Here is a 17871-nt window from a genome sequence, read left to right as displayed (position 1 = left end):
ATGAGCCGGCGAGTTATTCTGCGTAGCTAGGTTAAGTTGCAAAGACGGAGCCGTAGCGAAAGCGAGTCTGAATAGGGCGATTGAGTTACGTAGAATAGACCCGAAGCGAGGTGATCTACCCATGGCCAGGGTGAATCCGCCGTAACAGGCGGAGAAGGCCCGAACCGTTGTATGTTGCAAAATGCTCGGATGAGCTGTGGGTAGGAGTGAAAGGCTAATCAAACCTCGTAATAGCTGGTTCTCCCCGAAATAGCTCTCGGGCTAGCCTCGTGTGAACCGTGGCGGAGGTAGAGTACTGGATGGGCTAGGGGTGTTACCACACTACTGAACCCAACCAAACTCCGAATGCCGTTACTGGATGCACGGGAGTCAGACTATGGGTGCTAAGGTCCGTGGTCGAGAGGGAAACAGCCCAGACCGCCAGCTAAGGTCCCGAATAGTAAGCTAAGTGGGAAAGGTTGTGGGAATACTCAGACAGCCAGGAGGTTGGCTTAGAAGCAGCCATCCTTTAAAGAGTGCGTAACAGCTCACTGGTCGAGTGCGCCTGCGCCGAAAATTTAACGGGGCTCAAGCTTACAACCGAAGCTGCGGATTTGTTTCTTCGGAAATAAGTGGTAGGGGAGCATTCTCTAGGAGTTGAAGGTTGACCGACAAGGACAGCTGGATTCTAGAGAAGAGATTATGCCGGCATAAGTAGCGATAAACGATGTGAGAATCATCGTCCCCGTAAGCCTAAGGTTTCCTGGCCAATGTTCGTCAGGTCAGGGTTAGTCGGATCCTAAGGTGAGGCCGAAAGGCGTAGCCGATGGAAAACAGGTCAACATTCCTGTACCGCTGTGATTGCGTTATCAACGAAGGGGGGACGCAGAAGGGTAGGCACCGCCGGGTTCCTGGAATACCCGGTCTAAGCGTGTAGGCAGAGTCCGCAGGCAAATCCACGGGCTTGTTAATGCTGAGACGTGATGGGGAGGCCGTAAGGCCACAAACGGGCTAATCCCATACTGCCGAGAAAAGCCTCGTAGTGAGTAATCATAGTGACCGTACCGCAAACCGACACAGGTAGGTGGGTGGAGTACACCCAGGGGCGTGAGAGAACTCTCCCTAAGGAACTCTGCAAATTAGCCCCGTAACTTCGGAAGAAGGGGTGCCTTGATTAGGTGAGAGGATTTACTCCTCAAGCTGAACAAGGTCGCAGTAACAAGGCTCTAGCGACTGTTTACCAAAAACACAGGACTCTGCTAACACGTAAGTGGAAGTATAGGGTCTGATGCCTGCCCGGTGCTGGAAGGTTAACTGGAGGTGTTAGCCGTAAGGCGAAGCTCCGAAGGGAAGCCCCAGTAAACGGCGGCCGTAACTATAACGGTCCTAAGGTAGCGAAATTCCTTGTCGGGTAAGTTCCGACCTGCATGAATGGCATAACGACTGGAGCGCTGTCTCGGGGAGAGACTCAGCGAACTTGTTGTTCCGGTGAAGAAGCCGGGTGCCCGCAACTAGACGGAAAGACCCTGTGCACCTTTACTACAACTTGACATTGTGTGTTGGGCGAGTATGTGTAGGATAGGTGGGAGGCTTTGAAGCGGGAGCGCTAGCTTTCGTGGAGCCAACCTTGAAATACCACCCTTAGTTTTCTGACATTCTAACCTGGCTCTGTCATCCAGGGCAGGGACATTGTCTGGTGGGTAGTTTGACTGGGGCGGTCGCCTCCCAAAAGGTAACGGAGGCGCCCAAAGGTTCCCTCAGGCTGGTCGGCAATCAGCCGTCGAGTGTAAAGGCAAAAGGGAGCTTGACTGTAAGACGGACACGTCGAGCAGGGACGAAAGTCGGGCTTAGTGATCCGGTGGTTCTGTGTGGAAGGGCCATCGCTCAACGGATAAAAGGTACGCCGGGGATAACAGGCTGATTTCCCCCAAGAGTTCACATCGACGGGGAAGTTTGGCACCTCGATGTCGACTCATCGCATCCTGGGGCTGAAGCCGGTCCCAAGGGTCGGGCTGTTCGCCCGTTAAAGCGGTACGAGAGTTGGGTTCAGAACGTCGTGAGACAGTTCGGTCCCTATCTGTTGTGGGCGGAGGTGATTTGAGAGGGCCTGTCTCTAGTACGAGAGGACTGAGATGGACGGACCGCTAGTGTGCCGGTTGTCGCGCCAGCGGCAGTGCCGGGTAGCTATGTCCGGTTTAGATAACCGCTGAAAGCATCTAAGCGGGAAGCTAGCCTCAAGATAAGATCACCCTGGAGGGTAACCTCCCTAAAGGCCACTCAAAGACTATGAGTTTGATAGGCTGGGTGTGGAAGAGTTGAAAGGCTCGAAGCTAACCAGTACTAATCGGCCGTGAGGCTTAACAGCATTTTGCTCTTGATAGACATGGTCAAAAAAACCATAAAACGTGTAACCGAAAACGTGAAAGGGTAACTTGTAAACGGTTTAACCTTTGCTTATCCTTTGACGCTATCACGGTAAAGAATTCTCGGTGACCATACCGGAGGGGTCCCACCCGTTCCCATCCCGAACACGGAAGTTAAGCCCTCCTGGGCCCATGATACTGCAGCCGCGAAGCTGTGGGAAAGTAGGTCGTTGCCGAGATTATTTTGAAAGCCTATCATCCTTTGGGTGGTAGGCTTTCTTTTTTGTCAATTCTTGACTGATAAGGCGCATTGGCTAAGTAGGAGAGTATCCTGTTGGACTCATGCTAAAGCAGTTTCAGCTACCGGGGTGTTTTTCTTGTCGAAGGTATAGGGACGGTGAAGAGCATCATAAAGAGTCGGGTATGTCGGTATACTATCCGGGATATTGGCAAGGTTCAATTCATTCTGGACTGCGCTTAATGGACTAACTAAGGAAAGAGACCCGCCACTGGATTGAAGAAATTCATGGGCAAAATGCAATAGACTAATTACTTTGGGGTCGAGAAAGTACAATGAAGTGAGATTCAGGACAACAGTTGTAAGGCCTTGACCTTGAAGATTTTCGATTTGATTCATGAAGTTTGAATGGTCTGTCTCATCAAACCGGCCACAACAGTCTAGAATTACCACATCACCTAGGTGTCGTTGGTCAACGTACATAATTATCTCCTTTCTGAAACGAGTGACAATGTCACCGTATGCCTATTAAATCGGTGATAACGACCAAAACCTTAACTTGAACACCTCTAATCCAAATATCAGAAGCACGTCGCAGATGAGAATAGTCAGAACGTGGGCGGTAGTGGAAGACAGCTCTATCGTGTTTAGACACCTAATGGAAAACATTCGATACATTTTTTGTAAGGAGGTCAGCACCATTGAAAACAGAACAGTCGAAGAAACTATTCAACAAAACAAAACGAGTCATTCCAGGTGGCGTAAATAGCCCGGTTCGGGCATTTCAGTCAGTTGGAGGAATTCCTCTCGCGATGAAAAAAGGAAAGGGTTCTCACCTGTTCGATATCGATGGTAATCGATACGTGGATTATGTCCTTTCTTGGGGGCCAATGATCGTCGGGCATGCACACCCCAAGGTCGTGAGGGCAGTCGTCAAAACAGTCAAGCACGGTACAAGCTTTGGAGCACCATCTGAACAAGAATATATCTTGGCCAACCTCGTTATGAAGATGATGCCTAGTGTGGAGCAAGTTCGCCTGGTGAACTCTGGCACAGAAGCGACGATGAGCGCTATTCGTCTGGCTCGGGCATACACCAAACGGGAGACCATCATCAAATTTGAAGGTTGTTATCATGGCCATGCCGATCACTTATTGGTTAAAGCGGGTTCGGGGGTCGCAACGCTCGGTATTCCAGATAGCCCAGGCGTTCCGAAGGCTTTTGCAGAGCATACGTTGACGGCTCGCTATAACGATATAAATGGGCTAGAGAGACTTGTTCAAAAACATGCCAATAAAATTGGGTGCATTATCGTTGAGCCGATTGCGGGAAACATGGGTGTAGTGCCGCCCAACCCAGAGTTTTTGCCGTTTCTTCGAGCAATAACAAACAAGTTTGGTATTGTGCTTATCTTTGACGAAGTGATGACAGGATTTCGTGTTCATCCTGGTGGCGCACAGGCCCTGTACAAGGTTAAGCCGGATCTTACCTGTTTAGGAAAAATTATCGGGGGTGGCTTGCCAATCGGCGCATATGGGGGAAAGAAAGATATCATGCAGATGGTGGCTCCTGCCGGGCCGGTCTATCAGGCCGGCACGCTTTCCGGCAATCCCGTGGCCGTTACGGCTGGCATCGAAACGCTTAAAATCCTTCGTAAGCCTGGGATTTATGATATTCTTGAAAAGAACGCTCAGAAATTGGCAGACGGGATTGGATTGGCGGCTGAGCGAGCGAAGATTCCCTACTATCAGACTCGTGTTGGATCAATGGTTGGGGGATTTTTTACGAAAGGACCGGTGATAGACTACACAAGTGCTAAAAAGTCAGATACCCGACGCTATGCAAAGTTCTTTCATGGCTTGCTGGAACAGGAAGTCTATTTTGCGCCTTCTCAATTTGAGGCGGCCTTTCTTTCAACTACCCATTCTAGGTCAGACATTCGAAAAACCATCAAAGCGGTGGGAAAAGTTATGCAGTCATTAAAATAACGGTCTGCGGGACCGTTAATCGTCGTCGTCATCATCATCGTCATCCTCGGCTTCGAGAGCGGCCTGACGCATTTGTTCTTCCATGGCATTATGGATGAGCATGCGAAGGAACATTGAGATGACAGAGCCTTTTTCTAAGCTCCCACCAGGTGGAACCGCGATACGTCCTTCTTCTACCATTCTGTCCAGCCATTGTTTTTGGTCTGGGGTAATATGAAGTGGGATCTCAACAAGTGGGACCTTACCAAACATATCCATAAGATTTATCTCCTTACCAAGCAGGTCGAATATTGACCTGAAATAAGTTCACTCTGTCAAAAGGCAAGCCAAAATAAAACATGGGTTCTTTAACTTTGTCAATGAAAAATAGGATAAGTGAACTCCCTGAGATGTGAGATCTAGGAATAGTGGTGCCTGATTATCCTAGATCGAGAACATCTCCCATCGAATAAAGGCCAGGTGGCTGCTTCACAACCCATTCTGCGGCACGTATCGCGCCACGGGCGAATGTGTCACGAGTGTGAGCACGGTGGGTAATTTCGATACGTTCTCCTGGGCCAGCAAAAAGAACTGTATGATCCCCGATAATGTCTCCTGCACGAACCGTTTGGATGCCAATCTCACGTATCTTGCGTTGGTCGATCATGCCATGTCGTTCATATACACCGACATCCTCAAGATTCCAATCCATCCCGGTCGCGAGCACTTCTGCAATTTTTAAAGCTGTGCCACTCGGGGCGTCTCTTTTTTGATTGTGATGGGCTTCGATCACTTCAATATTATACGTTTCACCAAGTGCGCGTGCGACCTTTCCCACCATGTTGAGCAGAACATTGATGCCGACGCTCATGTTGGGCGCGAAGACGCATGGTATGGTTTGGGCCAATTCCTTTAATCGTTCAAGCTCATCGGCTTCAAATCCTGTTGTGCCGATCACCATCGCCTTCTGTTGCGTAGCTGCGAGTTGCAAATTGAGCAGGGTGGCTTGTGGAGCGGTGAAGTCAATGATCACGTTCGCATGTTCCAGTACATCGCCAAGCGTATTTTGTATGAGCACTCCTGCCAGTCCGTTTCCCGCAACTTCACCTGCATCCTTTCCTAACGTTGGATGGCTGGGATTCTCGATCGCTCCGGATAATTGCAAGGTTGCGGATTCTTGAACCAAGGCCACAAGACGTTGGCCCATCCGTCCGGCCGCTCCCATAATAATCGTGTTGATCATCGTCGATAAAGGATTGTTCGAATTCTATATCCCATAGGATTTCATGACGGTAAATAATTTGTCTTGATATTGCGCCGAAAGTTGGGTCAATGGCAATCGAAGTTCGTGTTGAATTTTTCCCATCTTGGCCAAGGCCGCTTTAACTGGAATCGGGTTTGTCTCGTAAAACAGCGCAGAAAAGAGAGGAGAGAGTTTATAATGCAGGGTGCTCGCTTCTTTAAAGTTTCCTTGTGACGCGAGATTGACCATGTTGGCCATGTCGGCGGGAAGGACGTTGGCCGTGACAGTAATAACCCCCTTCGCTCCAATCGCCATCATTGGCAACGTTAACGGATCATCTCCTGCCAAGACGACCATCTTGTCTCCGCATCGTTCGATGATCGAAGAAACCTGTTGTAGTGATCCGCTCCCCTCCTTGATCGCGACAATATTCGTGATTTCAGATAGTGTTGCCACGGTGTCTGGCGTCATGTTAACACCGGTGCGACCAGGGATGTTGTACAACACTAATGGGATATCGACAGACTTGGCGATGGTGGAGTAGTGCTGAATGAGTCCTTCCTGGACCGGTTTATTGTAGTAAGGTGTGATAAGAAGCGCGCCATCCGCTCCCACTCTTTGGGCGTGTTTGGTAAACGTAATGGCTTCATCGGTAGAATTGGAACCGGTTCCAGCAATGACGGTCACGCGTCTATTGACAATTTCGACTGTCAAGGCCACGACTCGTTCGTGTTCCTGGTGGGTGAGGGTGGCGGATTCCCCCGTCGTGCCACAGGGAACGATGCCATGAGTTCCATTTGCGACCTGAAACTCAATAAGATCGGCAAAAGCCGTTTCGTCTATTTTTCCGTTCTTTAACGGGGTTACAATGGCAACAAGAGAACCAGAAAACATGATAAGACCTCAATAGCGTTCGCAAATAGTATGAGATGGTACATCCATGAGAGGAGTTTTTTGATGAATCATGCCGGACTGTCTAAGAAGTCGGGAATGATTTCGCCGCGGATGAGATCGTCATAGCGCTCGCGTTCACGAATAATATGGATTTCATCATCCTTGACCAAGACTTCGGGGGTACGCGGTCTTGAATTATAGTTGGATGCCATCGTGAACCCATAGGCTCCCGCGCTCATGACAGCAAGGAGGTCGCCTGCCTTGGTCTCTGAGATGGCTCGTTCTTTAGCCAGAAAATCTCCTGATTCGCAAATCGGACCGACAATGTCCACAGTTTTGACGCGCTCTTCAGCAGGTTTTTGAACATGCTGAATTTCATGGTAGGCTTCATACAGGCTTGGGCGAAGCAAATCGTTCATCGCAGCATCCACCACGACAAATTGTTTGGCTTCAGTCGCTTTATTGTAGAGAACCCGAGTGATCATAATACCAGCATTTCCGACGATCGAGCGACCAGGCTCCATGATCAACTGACATTTAAGGTTGGCTAGTAATGGTGAGATTGCCTCAGCGAGGTCTTTGGGGTGAGGAGGCATCTCATCCGAATACGTGATCCCAAGCCCTCCACCAATATTGAGGTAACGAATATCAGTTCCTTGCACCTTAAGGGCTTCAATCAACGCTAAGATTTTTTTCAGCGCGTCGATAAACGGCGTGAGTTCGGTTAATTGGGATCCGATGTGGCAATGTACGCCCACAACTTGGATATGGGGCAAAGCCTCGGCAGTTTTGAATTCTTCAAGGGCTCGATCTGCTCCGATGCCAAATTTGCTTTTCTTGAGGCCAGTGGAGATGTACGGATGGGTTTTCGGGTCAATGTCTGGGTTGATACGCAACGCGACTCTGGCATGAACCCCGAGTTTGCCCGCCACGCTATTGATCAGCTGCAGCTCTGCGGCTGATTCCACGTTAAACATCAGAATATCGGCTTTGAGAGCCTGTTCAATCTCATCACCTGATTTTCCCACACCAGCAAAGACAATCTTTGTTGATGGAACTCCCGCACGCAGGGCGCGAAAGAGTTCTCCGCCGGACACAATATCGACCCCGCTCCCTTCTTTCGCCATGAGACGAAGAATGGCCAGGTTCGAATTGGCCTTCATCGCGTAGGCAATGGTATGGGGAATCGATTGAAAGGCTTGAGCGAAGGCCCGGATATGGCGAATGAGCGTCCGATGGCTATAGATGTAACAGGGGGTCCCGACTTTGTGCGCAATCTCCGCAATCGACACGTTCTCGCAATAGAGTTGGTTGTTCTGGTAATGAAAATCATGCATCGCTGAATCTCTACGAATGGATCAGTAAATCATGGGATCGTGATAAACATTCAGTCCAGCTTGACCGCCTGGATTCACCTTAACGCTCTCATCGTGTGCCGACAGGATACATGGCTGGGAGTTGCACCGCCTCCTCTTCCAATGGAACCACACCGTCCTCGTTGTCCAGTGAACCATCCCTCGCTTGTTTCTGTTGCGCCCGGATTTTGGCTTCTAACCCCACTTCTTCCGGAGCGATAGGTGGACCGGAGGCCCCACATCCCGAGCTCATCATTACAAGAAGGCACAACACATATCTAAGAAGGGTTGGCATAAGCTATCGTGACAGTCGCAACAAGTCCATAAAAACTAAATTTCTCTTGAGGAAAGTTGGGGCATTATAACAGGCGTTTCTCCAGCCTGCGCAACCTGCCCTCCACTTGTCGTCTGGCCGTCCCCCCAATTTGGCTTTTTCGTCGCGTGGCTCCAACTGGGGTAAGTAATTGAAGGGCCTCTCTTGAGAAATGAGACGAGTGGGCTTTCAGTTCTCCGAGTGAAAGAGCGGCGAGATCAAGATTGCGTTCTTCACAGTGTCTTACGAGATTCCCTATGATCGCGTGGGCCTCACGAAACGGAACGCCTTTTCGTACGAGATAATCCGCGAGTTCTGTGGCGTACAGCAGGCCGGATTGGACGGCTTGGTTCATTACCTCTTCTCGAACGGTGAGATGGTCGATGAGCTCAGCGTACAGGGTAACACTCTGATTCACGGTGTCTAGAGCGTCAAACAGAGGTTCTTTATCCTCCTGTAAGTCCCGATTGTAGCTCAATGGCAGGCCCTTCAAGGTGGTTAACAACGACATAAGATGCCCATACACCCGCCCCGTTTTCCCTCGAACCAATTCTGCGACATCCGGGTTTTTTTTCTGCGGCATCATGCTGCTGCCCGTACAAAACGCGTCCGACATTTCAATGAATTGAAACTCTTGGGAAGACCAAAGAATCAATTCCTCACTTAATCGCGAGAGATGCATCATGAGAATAGCACAGGCATTCAGGACCTCGACGACAAAGTCACGGTCGGAAACGGTATCGAGACTGTTCGTCGTGACAGCAGGAAATCCCAGCAGTTTAGCCGTGTATGTCCGGTCAACGGGATAATTCGTCCCGGCCAACGCTCCCACCCCAAGCGGAAGTACATTGAGCCGATGAAAAGCATCATGCAGTCGGCCCGCATCTCGATCGAACATCTCTACGTATGCTAAAAAATGGTGCGCGAGCAACACGGGCTGGGCGCGCTGGAGATGGGTATAACCAGGCATCATCACATGAATATGCTGTCGGGCTTTGACCGTTAAGGCTTTTTGTAGCCGGGCGATAGCCGAGGTCAACGAGCTTATGGCGTCCTTCACGAACATACGAAGATCAAGGGCAACTTGATCATTCCGGCTTCGTCCCGTATGGAGTTTGCCGCCAAGCGGTCCGATGAGTTGAGTGAGTCGGCGTTCGATGCTCATGTGGATGTCTTCGTCTTCATTTCGAAACTCAAAGCGTCCACGTTGTAATTCGTCCAAAACCTTTTCCAGGCCACGGGTAATGGTTTGGCATTCCCTTTTGGTGAGGACTTTGGCTCGATACAGTGTCTTGCAGTGCGCGATACTGCCTTGGATATCGTATTGATAGAGTCGTCGATCAAATGGTAGGGATGATGTGAACTGTTCAACCAGGTGATGTGTCTGTCCCTTGAATCGCCCTCCCCAGGCCTTTTTCGTGGTTGAGGTAGACGATCGTTTCAGTCTGGCAGCATTCCGAGCGACTGGGTTTGCTCGTGTACGAGAGGCCGGACGTTTATCAGGGGTATGAGTCGTGGACTTCTTAGTTGGCATCATGCTTCTTGTTCCGGCTATTTTGCATCGCGAGCCGTAACGCATTAATCCGGATAAACCCGGTGGCGTCACGTTGGTCGTAGCCTCGGCCTTCTTCAAACGTCGCCAGATTTTTTCGGTATAAAGAATGTGAAGATTTTCGACCTGTCAGGATACAGTTTCCCTTGTAGAGCTTAACTCGCACGGTTCCCGTGACTTCTTGCTGAGCTTGGTCGATGGCAGTTTGAAGCATCACGCGTTCCGGGGAAAACCAATAGCCATTGTAGATCAGCTCCGCATAACGAGAAATCAGGCTATCACGGAGGTGCAGGACCTCTCGGTCCATCGTAATGGACTCAAGACCTCGATGCGCCACATGTAAAATCGTCCCGCCCGGAGTTTCGTACACCCCGCGAGCCTTCATGCCGACATAGCGGTTTTCGACAAGATCGACTCGACCTATGCCGTGCTTCCCTCCAAGTTGGTTGACGTGTGCCAAGAGGTCAGCGGGTTTCAAGCGTTGTCCGTCGATGGCGACCGGATCTCCTCGATGGAATTGAATTTCAAGAGATTGCGACTTGTTGGGAGCGCGTTCAGGTGAGACCGTCATTTTAAACATATCCTCTGGTGGCTCGACCCAAGGATCCTCGAGTATTCCCCCTTCATAGCTGATGTGGAGAAGATTCAGGTCCATGCTGTAAGGTTTCGCCTTTGTCACGGTAATGGGGATACGATGTTTTTTGGCGTAGGCGATCAAGTCTTCTCTGGATGTGTAGGTCCATTCACGCCATGGAGCAATCACCCTGATAGAGGGGTCATGGGCCGCATAGGCTAACTCAAATCGTACCTGATCGTTCCCTTTTCCCGTGGATCCATGACTGACGGACGTGGCCCCCTCTTTTTTAGCGATTTCGATTTGTCGTTTGCCGATGAGAGGCCGGGCAATCGAGGTTCCGAGCAAATAGCTACCTTCGTATACCGCATTCGCTCGTAGCATGGGAAAGACATAATATTTGACGAATTCATGACGGAGATCTTCTACGTAGACTTTGGATGCCCCGACAGCCAAGGCCTTTTGTTTAATGGCTTGTAAGTCTTCTCCTTGGCCAAGATCAGCACAGAACGCGATAACCTCGAACCTATGGGAATTTTTTAGCCAGTGGAGAATAGCGGATGTGTCCAGTCCGCCCGAGTAGGCCAGGACAACTTTTTGTGTGTTCTGTGGCACAGAAGAACGCGGTTTTGATTGTTTTGTAGATTTCTTCATAAGTAATTAAGAGCGTATGTTTGTCCTACATGATATGTGTATGACTGACCAAGTTATGCTAAAGGCATTCTTGAGAATGGGGCATGGTAGGCGAGTCGCATCAACGGTCACCTCGCAAGCCAATCGATCAGGATGGCATTCTGCATATCGAGCCGGTTTTCGGCTTGTTCTAAGACCACAGATTGCGGACCGTCGAGTACCTCGGTGGAAATTTCCTCTCCACGGTGTGCAGGAAGGCAGTGCATGACGATGGCATCGGGCTTGGCTTGGTTCAAGAGCCGCTCATTTAACTGGTAGGGGGAAAGAGCTTTGAGCCGTCGTTTCTGTTCGCGTTCCTGCCCCATGCTGATCCAGACATCGGTGTAGAGAACATCCGCATTTTTGACCGCTTCGATCGGGTCTGGAGTAACGTCGATCGTGGCATGATGTTTTGCCGCTTCTCGCATGGACCATTCCACGATTTTTTGATCGGGTTCATAGCCCGACGGACATCCAACGCTTACGTGCATGCCTACAAGGGCGCCAGCCTCTAGCAGCGAATGGGTGACATTATTCCCATCGCCAACATACGCGAGCTTTAACCCCTTTAAGCGTTTCTTTTTCTCGATGATCGTGAATAAATCAGCCAGGATCTGACAGGGATGGCACTGGTCGGTTAGCCCGTTAATCACCGGGATGGTGGCATGTGTGGCCCACTCTTCAAGCGTGGCTTGATCGAATGTCCGGACTACCAGGCCATGAACATATCGCGACAGGACTTGGGCGGTGTCCGCCAAGCTTTCTCCCCGGCTGAGTTGAATTTTTTCCGACTCTAAGAACAAAGACTGGCCGCCCAACTGATTCATTCCCGCTTCAAACGACACACGTGTTCGGGTCGAGGGCTTTTCAAAGATTAACCCAAGGGTCTTGCCAAGCAGCGGGCGCGGCATACGTCCGGCGCGGCGTTTTTTTTGCAATGTCCGGGCATGTTTGATCAGAGTGGAGATATGCTGTGCGGAAAGACTTGCGATGGTGAGAAGATCTTTCACTGATCGTTGAGACGGCCGTGTTTTGGTTGTTGGGCTCATATGTTATGAACGCGATTGAGTCTTAACTCTGAGACCTTACGAATATTTTGCGAGCACATCCGACAGTGTGGACAGCAAGGAGTCGATCTCCGATTGCGTAATGACCAGCGGTGGAACGAATCGAAGCACGCGGCCCATCGTGCAATTGATGATGACACGGCGTGCCAGACAATCCATGACAATGGGCTTGCCCTCGATCGAGAGTTCAATCCCCTGTAACAGTCCAAGCCCTCGAACTTCATTGATGACAGGAAACTGGTCCATTAAGGCTCGTAATCCGTTATGAAGATATTCCCCGCGTTCTCGACAGCGGTTCAGCTCTCCGCCTTCAAGGAGAATGTTGAGTACTTGCAGCGCGGCTGAACAGGCCAGGGGGTTTCCGCCGAAAGTCGAGCCGTGAGTTCCGTGACTGAAAGCCTGTGAAACATCCTGGGTGGCCAAACAGGCTCCGATCGGGAGTCCGCCGCCTAATCCTTTGGCCAATGTCATGATATCGGGCTGTATGTCAAAGTGTTCATAGGCGAAAAGCGAGCCCGTACGTCCAATTCCGGTTTGAATCTCGTCGAAAATCAAGAGAATATTTCGCGACGTACAGAGTTCTCGCACAGCCTTGAGATACTCCGCCTCGGCCACGACGACTCCACCTTCCCCCAACACAGGCTCCAGCATGACGGCGGCGGTCCGTTCCGAAATGGCGGCCTCAAGGGCTGAAAGGTCATTGAATGGGATCGATGTGAAACCCTCAAGAAGTGGCCAAAATCCTTGTTGGACTTTGGTCTGTCCCGTTGCGCTCAATGTGGCTAACGTACGACCATGAAAGGAGTTGACCATGGTCACTATTTCTGAGCGTTCAGGTCCAAAATGATCGTGCGAGTATTTTCTGGCCAATTTTATCGCAGCTTCATTCGCTTCTGCGCCGCTGTTCGCGAAGAATACTTTTTCGGCGAATGAATGGTTGACCAGTCTGCGTGCGAGTTGGGCCTGTGGTTCTGTGTAAAAAAGATTGGAGGTGTGAAGCAGGCGACGAATTTGTCGTTCTAAGCTGTTAATCAAGTCAGGGTGGCCATATCCTAAGGAATTGACGGCGATGCCTCCTACGCAATCCAAATACGCGCGTCCCTCTGCATCGTACACCTGACTTCCCTGTCCTCGAACGATCGATAACGGAAGCCGGTCATACGTGTTCATCACGTACTGGTTGGTGATCTGTTGAATTTCTTCAGTAAGCATGTCTAGCCGTTTCAGTCATACCGAATCGATAAAATGCCAAGTTGCTGAATCGTAATATCCACTGCTGGTATACGCGCCAACGGTTGTCAGTGCATCCAAGCGGGTATACCCTTTCACTTGTTCCAAGTGAATCAGTACTCAGGGTTTGTCATGCTAGTCCGAATAGGACTTGTCTAGATTCGCTATGTCGTGAGAAAACCCGCGTGAATACAGGCGAATCTAGCACATGGATTCTCACGTGTGCAATATGATCTAGGGGGTAGGAGTGAAAACCATCAGCCTGAAGCACGAGCAAGTACTCTGACCTTCCTGGAAGACCGTGGGGCTGCTTGCAGAAGGATAGTCCGGTCGGACGACGAATCCGATGAAAAGGCTCAGGACGAAGCTGACTGCCGTCTGAGGTCGTAGGCCAGGCCGAGTTTGCTCAAGAGCCAGATGAGCCACTTGGAAGGGTCAAAATTGTACCATTGCGGGCCGTTTCGATAGTCACTCTGATACATGTGATGATAATTATGGTAGCCTTCTCCGAATGTGAGGAGCGAGACGATCCAGCTATCGCGGCTCGAGTCTGAAGTCCCATGCGTTTGACTCCCCCAAAGGTGACAGATCGAGTTGATGAAAAACGTCGAGTTCAACACGAAAAACGTGCGTGCCACTCCGGCAAGGAGAAAACAGCTCAGCCCGCCAATCCATCCGTTGTAGAGAAATCCAACGATAAACGGTAAGACCAGTCCGGCAAGGACAATCGCGATGTAATTGTTGTGTTGCCACATGACGAGAGGGTTGTTTCTCAGTCTTGTCTTATATTTTTCAAACCGCGACGGATCCTTATCCTTCCAGAACAGCCATCCGCAATGACTCCACCAGAATCCAAGTTTGGCATTGTAGGGATCGTCATCTTCATCGCATCGGGCATGGTGACGGATGTGGTCGGATGCCCACTTTAATGCGGAATTTTGCAAGGCCATTCCGCCCGCAATCAACATCATCATCTCCACGAATTTCGTACATTTAAAGCTTCGGTGAGAGAAGAGCCGATGGTAACCCACCGTAATGCCGAGTCCCGTAAATATGTACAAGATCACAAACATCGTCCAGTCCACCCAGGAAAAATCGTAGTAATAGATAAAGACTGGTAGTCCGATGATCGTCATGAGGACAATAGATGAGAACAGTATAGTCGTGAGGTAGTCGAATTCTCTCGTTTCTGTATTCATATGCTACAGGCCTTAGATGGGAAGATGCCCTTTCTTTAATAAAGACAAGGGAACAAGCATCGTTCTCATGGCGTTACATGAACTATTTGGTTATTGATGTGTTATCGAAGGTGCCGGTAGAAGGGCAATGAAGAGTTCGCGTTTAATGTTAGATGCCCGACAATTGTACTTAGAATACCGTTTGGTTCCAATGTTGTCAAAGCTCTTGGTTTTAACTAGCTTTTGTTCTCCAGGGGAAGGGATTCCGTATTTTAGCCGCTCGAACTCGTAAATAGGGAGTTTGGAGAAGGCGAGTTGGACTCAGGCCAATAGGACCACCTAACTCAACTCACGGATTTTCGGAACTTCCTCCTGGTCACGTGGTCGCCAAGAGGAAGTACAGTTCCGGGGTTTATTGAAATATCCGTACGCGAGTATTGGTTTTGCCGTTTAGTATTTGTAGGTATCTTCTTTATAGGGTCCTTCTACTGGTACATTGATGTAGTCCGCCTGAGTTTGGGTCAGTTTGGTGATGACGCCTCCAAACCCACGCACCATATGCGCTGCCACCTCTTCGTCTAAAATCTTGGGGAGTACTTGAACGGTCGGAGTTTCAGGCTCAACGTGGTCGGCGTATTTTCTTTCGTACAGGTAAATTTGGGCGAGGACCTGATTGGAAAACGAGCCGTCCATGATGCGTGACGGATGACCCGTCGCGTTCCCCAGATTGACGAGCCGACCTTCCGAGAGGAGAATGACATAATCGTTGGTCGCTCGATTGCGGTAGACTTTGTGCACTTGAGGTTTCACTTCTTCCCATTCCCAATGTTTTCGCATGTAGGCGGTATCGATTTCATTATCAAAGTGGCCAATATTACAGACAACGGCTCCACCCTTAAGCATCTGAAGCATGGCCGAATCACAGACATTAAAGTTTCCTGTCGTGGTGACGACCAGGTCCGTATTGCTGAGTAGAATGGTATTGATATTCTCGACTTTGCCGGTATTGATTCCGTCCACGTAAGGAGAGACGACCTCGAACCCATCCATACAGGCCTGCATCGCACAGATGGGGTCAATTTCTGAAATTTTGACGATCATGCCTTCCTGTCGAAGAGAGAGAGCGGAACCCTTTCCCACGTCTCCATAGCCGATGACGAGTGCTTTCTTGCCAGCCAGCAAGTGATCGGTTCCCCGTTTGATGGCATCGTTTAAACTGTGACGACAACCGTATTTATTGTCATTTTTTGACTTGGTTACAGAGTCGTTCACGTTAATGGCTGGGACTTTCAAGGTGCCTTTCTTCAACATGTCTTGAAGGCGATGGACTCCGGTGGTGGTTTCTTCCGTGATGCCATGAATGCGATCGAGCATGGCCGGATATTTTTCATGGAGCATGAGCGTTAAGTCTCCGCCATCGTCCAGTACCATATTGGCATCCCAGGGCTGCCCATCTTTTAAGATGGTTTGCTCGATGCACCAGTCATACTCTTCTGCCGTCTCACCCTTCCATGCGTAGACGGGAATACCGCGTGCGGCGATAGCGGCAGCGGCATGATCTTGGGTTGAAAAGATATTACACGAGGACCACCGAACTTCTGCACCAAGTTCGATCAGTGTTTCAATCAATACGCCAGTTTGGATCGTCATATGGATACAGCCAAGGATTTTGGCGCCCTTTAAGGGTTGGGACCCTCGATACTTTTCTCGTAATGCCATCAATGCAGGCATTTCAGTTTCGGCAATTTCGAGCTCTTTACGCCCCCAGTCTGCGAGGGTGATATCGGCAACTTTATAATCCGTAACTTTTTGGTCCAGTGTGGCTGCAGTACTCATATACTTCCAATTCCTTTCTGTGATTCAAAATCTTTGGGGCTCACTAATCAAGAGAGAAGATCACAACCCCTATCATGATCTTTAGAGATGATTTTGCCGGTCTATATTCCAGCCTCTCGCCGCAGCAAGGTAGCTTTGTCGGTTTTCTCCCAGGTAAACCCTGGCTCGTTGCGACCGAAATGCCCATAGGCGGCTGTGGGCTTGTAAATCGGACGACGTAATTTCAAATGATCAATGATCCCACGGGGATTAAGCGGGAAATGTTTGCGGACGAGTTTTTCGATGCGCTCAACCCCAGTCTTTTCGGTTCCCTTTGTATCGACCAACACGGAAACTGGGTCAGGGACGCCGATAGCATAGGCGAGTTGCACTTCACACTTATCGGCCAGTTTGGCGGCGATGATGTTCTTGGCGATATACCGCGCCATATAGGAGGCTGATCGATCGACTTTACTCGGATCTTTTCCAGAAAAAGCTCCTCCCCCATGGCTGCCGACACCTCCGTAAGTGTCGACGATGATCTTGCGGCCCGTCAGTCCCGTATCACCCATCGGACCGCCGGTCACAAAACGTCCAGTCGGGTTGATGTGAAAGGTTACGGCCCTGGGGTTAAAGAGCTTTTTTGGCATGACCGGGGCAATCACTTTCTCCCGAATATCCTTCTCAATCTTTTTGGATGTGACAGAGTCGCTGTGCTGGGTCGATACCACGATTGTATCGATTCTAACGGGCTTCCCGTTTTTGTATTCAACAGTGACCTGGGCTTTCCCGTCAGGCCTCACCCAAGGAAGAATATTTTTCTTCCGGACTTCAGCCAGTCGACGCGTAAGGCGATGGGCCAATACGATAGGCATGGGCATGAGTTCAGACGTCTCATTGGTGGCGTACCCGAACATCAACCCTTGGTCTCCGGCTCCTCCCGTATCCACTCCCATCGCGATATCCCCGGATTGGGCGTCGATGGCTGTCAGGACAGAGCATGTTCGATGATCAAACCCCCAGGTGGCATCAGAGTACCCGACACCTTTAATGGTTTCTCGTATGATATCTGGAATCTCCACATAGGCCTTGGTTGAAATTTCTCCAGCGACGAAAGCCAATCCGGTGGTCAGAATCGTTTCACAGGCGACTCGACAATTTTTATCCTTTTTAATAATCGCGTCCAAGATGCCATCAGAAATTTGATCGGCAATCTTATCGGGATGTCCTTCTGTGACAGACTCAGAAGTAAATAGATAGTTAGATCGTCTCATGTGCTTAGGTTTCCTCTGGGTTTCAGGGACGTGGCGATATTAGATTGTACGAATATCCTCATTAAGGGTCCCTTTGAAATGGATAAGCGGTGGGCAAAGTCACTACTATAATAAAACCATACCTTGATATGTCAACAAAATAAGGAATGGCTCGTCT

The 17871-nt window shown here is 49.9% G+C and carries 14 protein-coding genes and 2 rRNA genes (1 of these 16 only partly in view); 3 read left to right on the top strand and 13 right to left on the bottom strand.

The window, feature by feature from the left end:
• Positions 1-2344, top strand: a 23S ribosomal RNA gene (locus MRJ96_05030) (it extends 669 nt beyond the left edge of the window).
• Between the two features lie 120 nt (positions 2345-2464).
• Positions 2465-2581: ribosomal RNA gene (gene rrf, locus MRJ96_05025) — 5S ribosomal RNA — on the top strand.
• Positions 2582-2682: 101 nt separating this feature from the next.
• On the opposite strand, the gene MRJ96_05020 is transcribed toward rrf, so the two are convergent.
• The gene (locus MRJ96_05020; protein ID MDR4500802.1) at positions 2683-3063 is read right to left on the bottom strand and encodes an STAS domain-containing protein; all 381 of its coding nucleotides are present in this window, start codon (positions 3061-3063) and stop codon (positions 2683-2685) included.
• Positions 3064-3281: 218 nt separating this feature from the next.
• Here MRJ96_05020 and hemL point away from each other — a divergent pair, with 218 nt between their 5' ends.
• Complete coding sequence (gene hemL / locus MRJ96_05015; GenBank protein MDR4500801.1) at positions 3282-4568, top strand: glutamate-1-semialdehyde 2,1-aminomutase; 1287 nt, start codon at positions 3282-3284, stop codon at positions 4566-4568.
• A 15-nt stretch (positions 4569-4583) separates the two neighbouring features.
• On the opposite strand, the gene MRJ96_05010 is transcribed toward hemL, so the two are convergent.
• The 12 genes from MRJ96_05010 to metK form a co-directional block, all read right to left on the bottom strand.
• Positions 4584-4826, bottom strand: coding sequence for a hypothetical protein (locus MRJ96_05010; protein ID MDR4500800.1), 243 nt, complete (start codon positions 4824-4826; stop codon positions 4584-4586).
• A 160-nt stretch (positions 4827-4986) separates the two neighbouring features.
• Positions 4987-5790 carry a 4-hydroxy-tetrahydrodipicolinate reductase gene (gene dapB / locus MRJ96_05005; GenBank protein MDR4500799.1) on the bottom strand — a complete coding sequence of 268 codons (804 nt, stop codon included), beginning with the start codon at positions 5788-5790 and terminating at the stop codon, positions 4987-4989.
• Between the two features lie 24 nt (positions 5791-5814).
• Complete coding sequence (gene dapA, locus MRJ96_05000) at positions 5815-6684, bottom strand: 4-hydroxy-tetrahydrodipicolinate synthase (GenBank protein MDR4500798.1); 870 nt, start codon at positions 6682-6684, stop codon at positions 5815-5817.
• A gap of 68 nt (positions 6685-6752) precedes the next feature.
• On the bottom strand, positions 6753-8021 hold the full coding sequence (lysA, locus tag MRJ96_04995) for a diaminopimelate decarboxylase (GenBank protein ID MDR4500797.1): 1269 nt from the start codon (positions 8019-8021) through the stop codon (positions 6753-6755).
• Between the two features lie 88 nt (positions 8022-8109).
• Positions 8110-8295: a hypothetical protein gene (locus tag MRJ96_04990; GenBank protein MDR4500796.1), complete on the bottom strand. Its 186-nt coding sequence runs from the start codon at positions 8293-8295 to the stop codon at positions 8110-8112.
• A 103-nt stretch (positions 8296-8398) separates the two neighbouring features.
• Positions 8399-9889, bottom strand: coding sequence for an argininosuccinate lyase (argH, locus tag MRJ96_04985; GenBank protein MDR4500795.1), 1491 nt, complete (start codon positions 9887-9889; stop codon positions 8399-8401).
• The gene (locus MRJ96_04980) at positions 9876-11093 is read right to left on the bottom strand and encodes an argininosuccinate synthase (protein MDR4500794.1); all 1218 of its coding nucleotides are present in this window, start codon (positions 11091-11093) and stop codon (positions 9876-9878) included. Before MRJ96_04980 ends, argH begins: the two co-directional genes overlap by 14 nt.
• Positions 11094-11239: 146 nt before the next feature.
• The gene (argF, locus tag MRJ96_04975; protein ID MDR4500793.1) at positions 11240-12199 is read right to left on the bottom strand and encodes an ornithine carbamoyltransferase; all 960 of its coding nucleotides are present in this window, start codon (positions 12197-12199) and stop codon (positions 11240-11242) included.
• A gap of 36 nt (positions 12200-12235) precedes the next feature.
• The gene (locus MRJ96_04970) at positions 12236-13429 is read right to left on the bottom strand and encodes an acetylornithine transaminase (protein ID MDR4500792.1); all 1194 of its coding nucleotides are present in this window, start codon (positions 13427-13429) and stop codon (positions 12236-12238) included.
• A gap of 374 nt (positions 13430-13803) precedes the next feature.
• Entirely contained in the window at positions 13804-14646 is an 843-nt protein-coding gene (locus MRJ96_04965) for an acyl-CoA desaturase (protein ID MDR4500791.1), read from the bottom strand.
• Positions 14647-15075: 429 nt separating this feature from the next.
• Positions 15076-16461: an adenosylhomocysteinase gene (ahcY, locus tag MRJ96_04960; protein MDR4500790.1), complete on the bottom strand. Its 1386-nt coding sequence runs from the start codon at positions 16459-16461 to the stop codon at positions 15076-15078.
• Between the two features lie 101 nt (positions 16462-16562).
• Positions 16563-17714: a methionine adenosyltransferase gene (gene metK, locus MRJ96_04955; GenBank protein MDR4500789.1), complete on the bottom strand. Its 1152-nt coding sequence runs from the start codon at positions 17712-17714 to the stop codon at positions 16563-16565.
• Between the last annotated feature and the right edge of the window lie 157 nt (positions 17715-17871).

Source organism: Nitrospirales bacterium, assembly GCA_031315865.1.
In the GTDB taxonomy this organism is placed as follows: domain Bacteria; phylum Nitrospirota; class Nitrospiria; order Nitrospirales; family UBA8639; genus JAGQKC01.
Note: the sequence above shows the minus strand (reverse complement) of the source record. Positions and strands in the feature narration are given on the sequence as shown.

Excerpts from the sequence above, each read along its gene's own strand:
- argH (MDR4500795.1), bottom strand. The coding sequence starts at position 9,889 with ATGATGCCAACTAAGAAGTCCACGACTCATACCCCTGATAAACGTCCG.
- MRJ96_04965 (MDR4500791.1), bottom strand. The coding sequence starts at position 14,646 with ATGAATACAGAAACGAGAGAATTCGACTACCTCACGACTATACTGTTC.
- dapB (MDR4500799.1), bottom strand. The coding sequence starts at position 5,790 with ATGATCAACACGATTATTATGGGAGCGGCCGGACGGATGGGCCAACGT.
- argF (MDR4500793.1), bottom strand. The coding sequence starts at position 12,199 with ATGAGCCCAACAACCAAAACACGGCCGTCTCAACGATCAGTGAAAGAT.
- lysA (MDR4500797.1), bottom strand. The coding sequence starts at position 8,021 with ATGCATGATTTTCATTACCAGAACAACCAACTCTATTGCGAGAACGTG.
- metK (MDR4500789.1), bottom strand. The coding sequence starts at position 17,714 with ATGAGACGATCTAACTATCTATTTACTTCTGAGTCTGTCACAGAAGGA.
- MRJ96_04970 (MDR4500792.1), bottom strand. The coding sequence starts at position 13,429 with ATGCTTACTGAAGAAATTCAACAGATCACCAACCAGTACGTGATGAAC.
- MRJ96_04990 (MDR4500796.1), bottom strand. The coding sequence starts at position 8,295 with ATGATGAGCTCGGGATGTGGGGCCTCCGGTCCACCTATCGCTCCGGAA.
- MRJ96_05020 (MDR4500802.1), bottom strand. The coding sequence starts at position 3,063 with ATGTACGTTGACCAACGACACCTAGGTGATGTGGTAATTCTAGACTGT.
- MRJ96_05010 (MDR4500800.1), bottom strand. The coding sequence starts at position 4,826 with ATGGATATGTTTGGTAAGGTCCCACTTGTTGAGATCCCACTTCATATT.
- dapA (MDR4500798.1), bottom strand. The coding sequence starts at position 6,684 with ATGTTTTCTGGTTCTCTTGTTGCCATTGTAACCCCGTTAAAGAACGGA.
- ahcY (MDR4500790.1), bottom strand. The coding sequence starts at position 16,461 with ATGAGTACTGCAGCCACACTGGACCAAAAAGTTACGGATTATAAAGTT.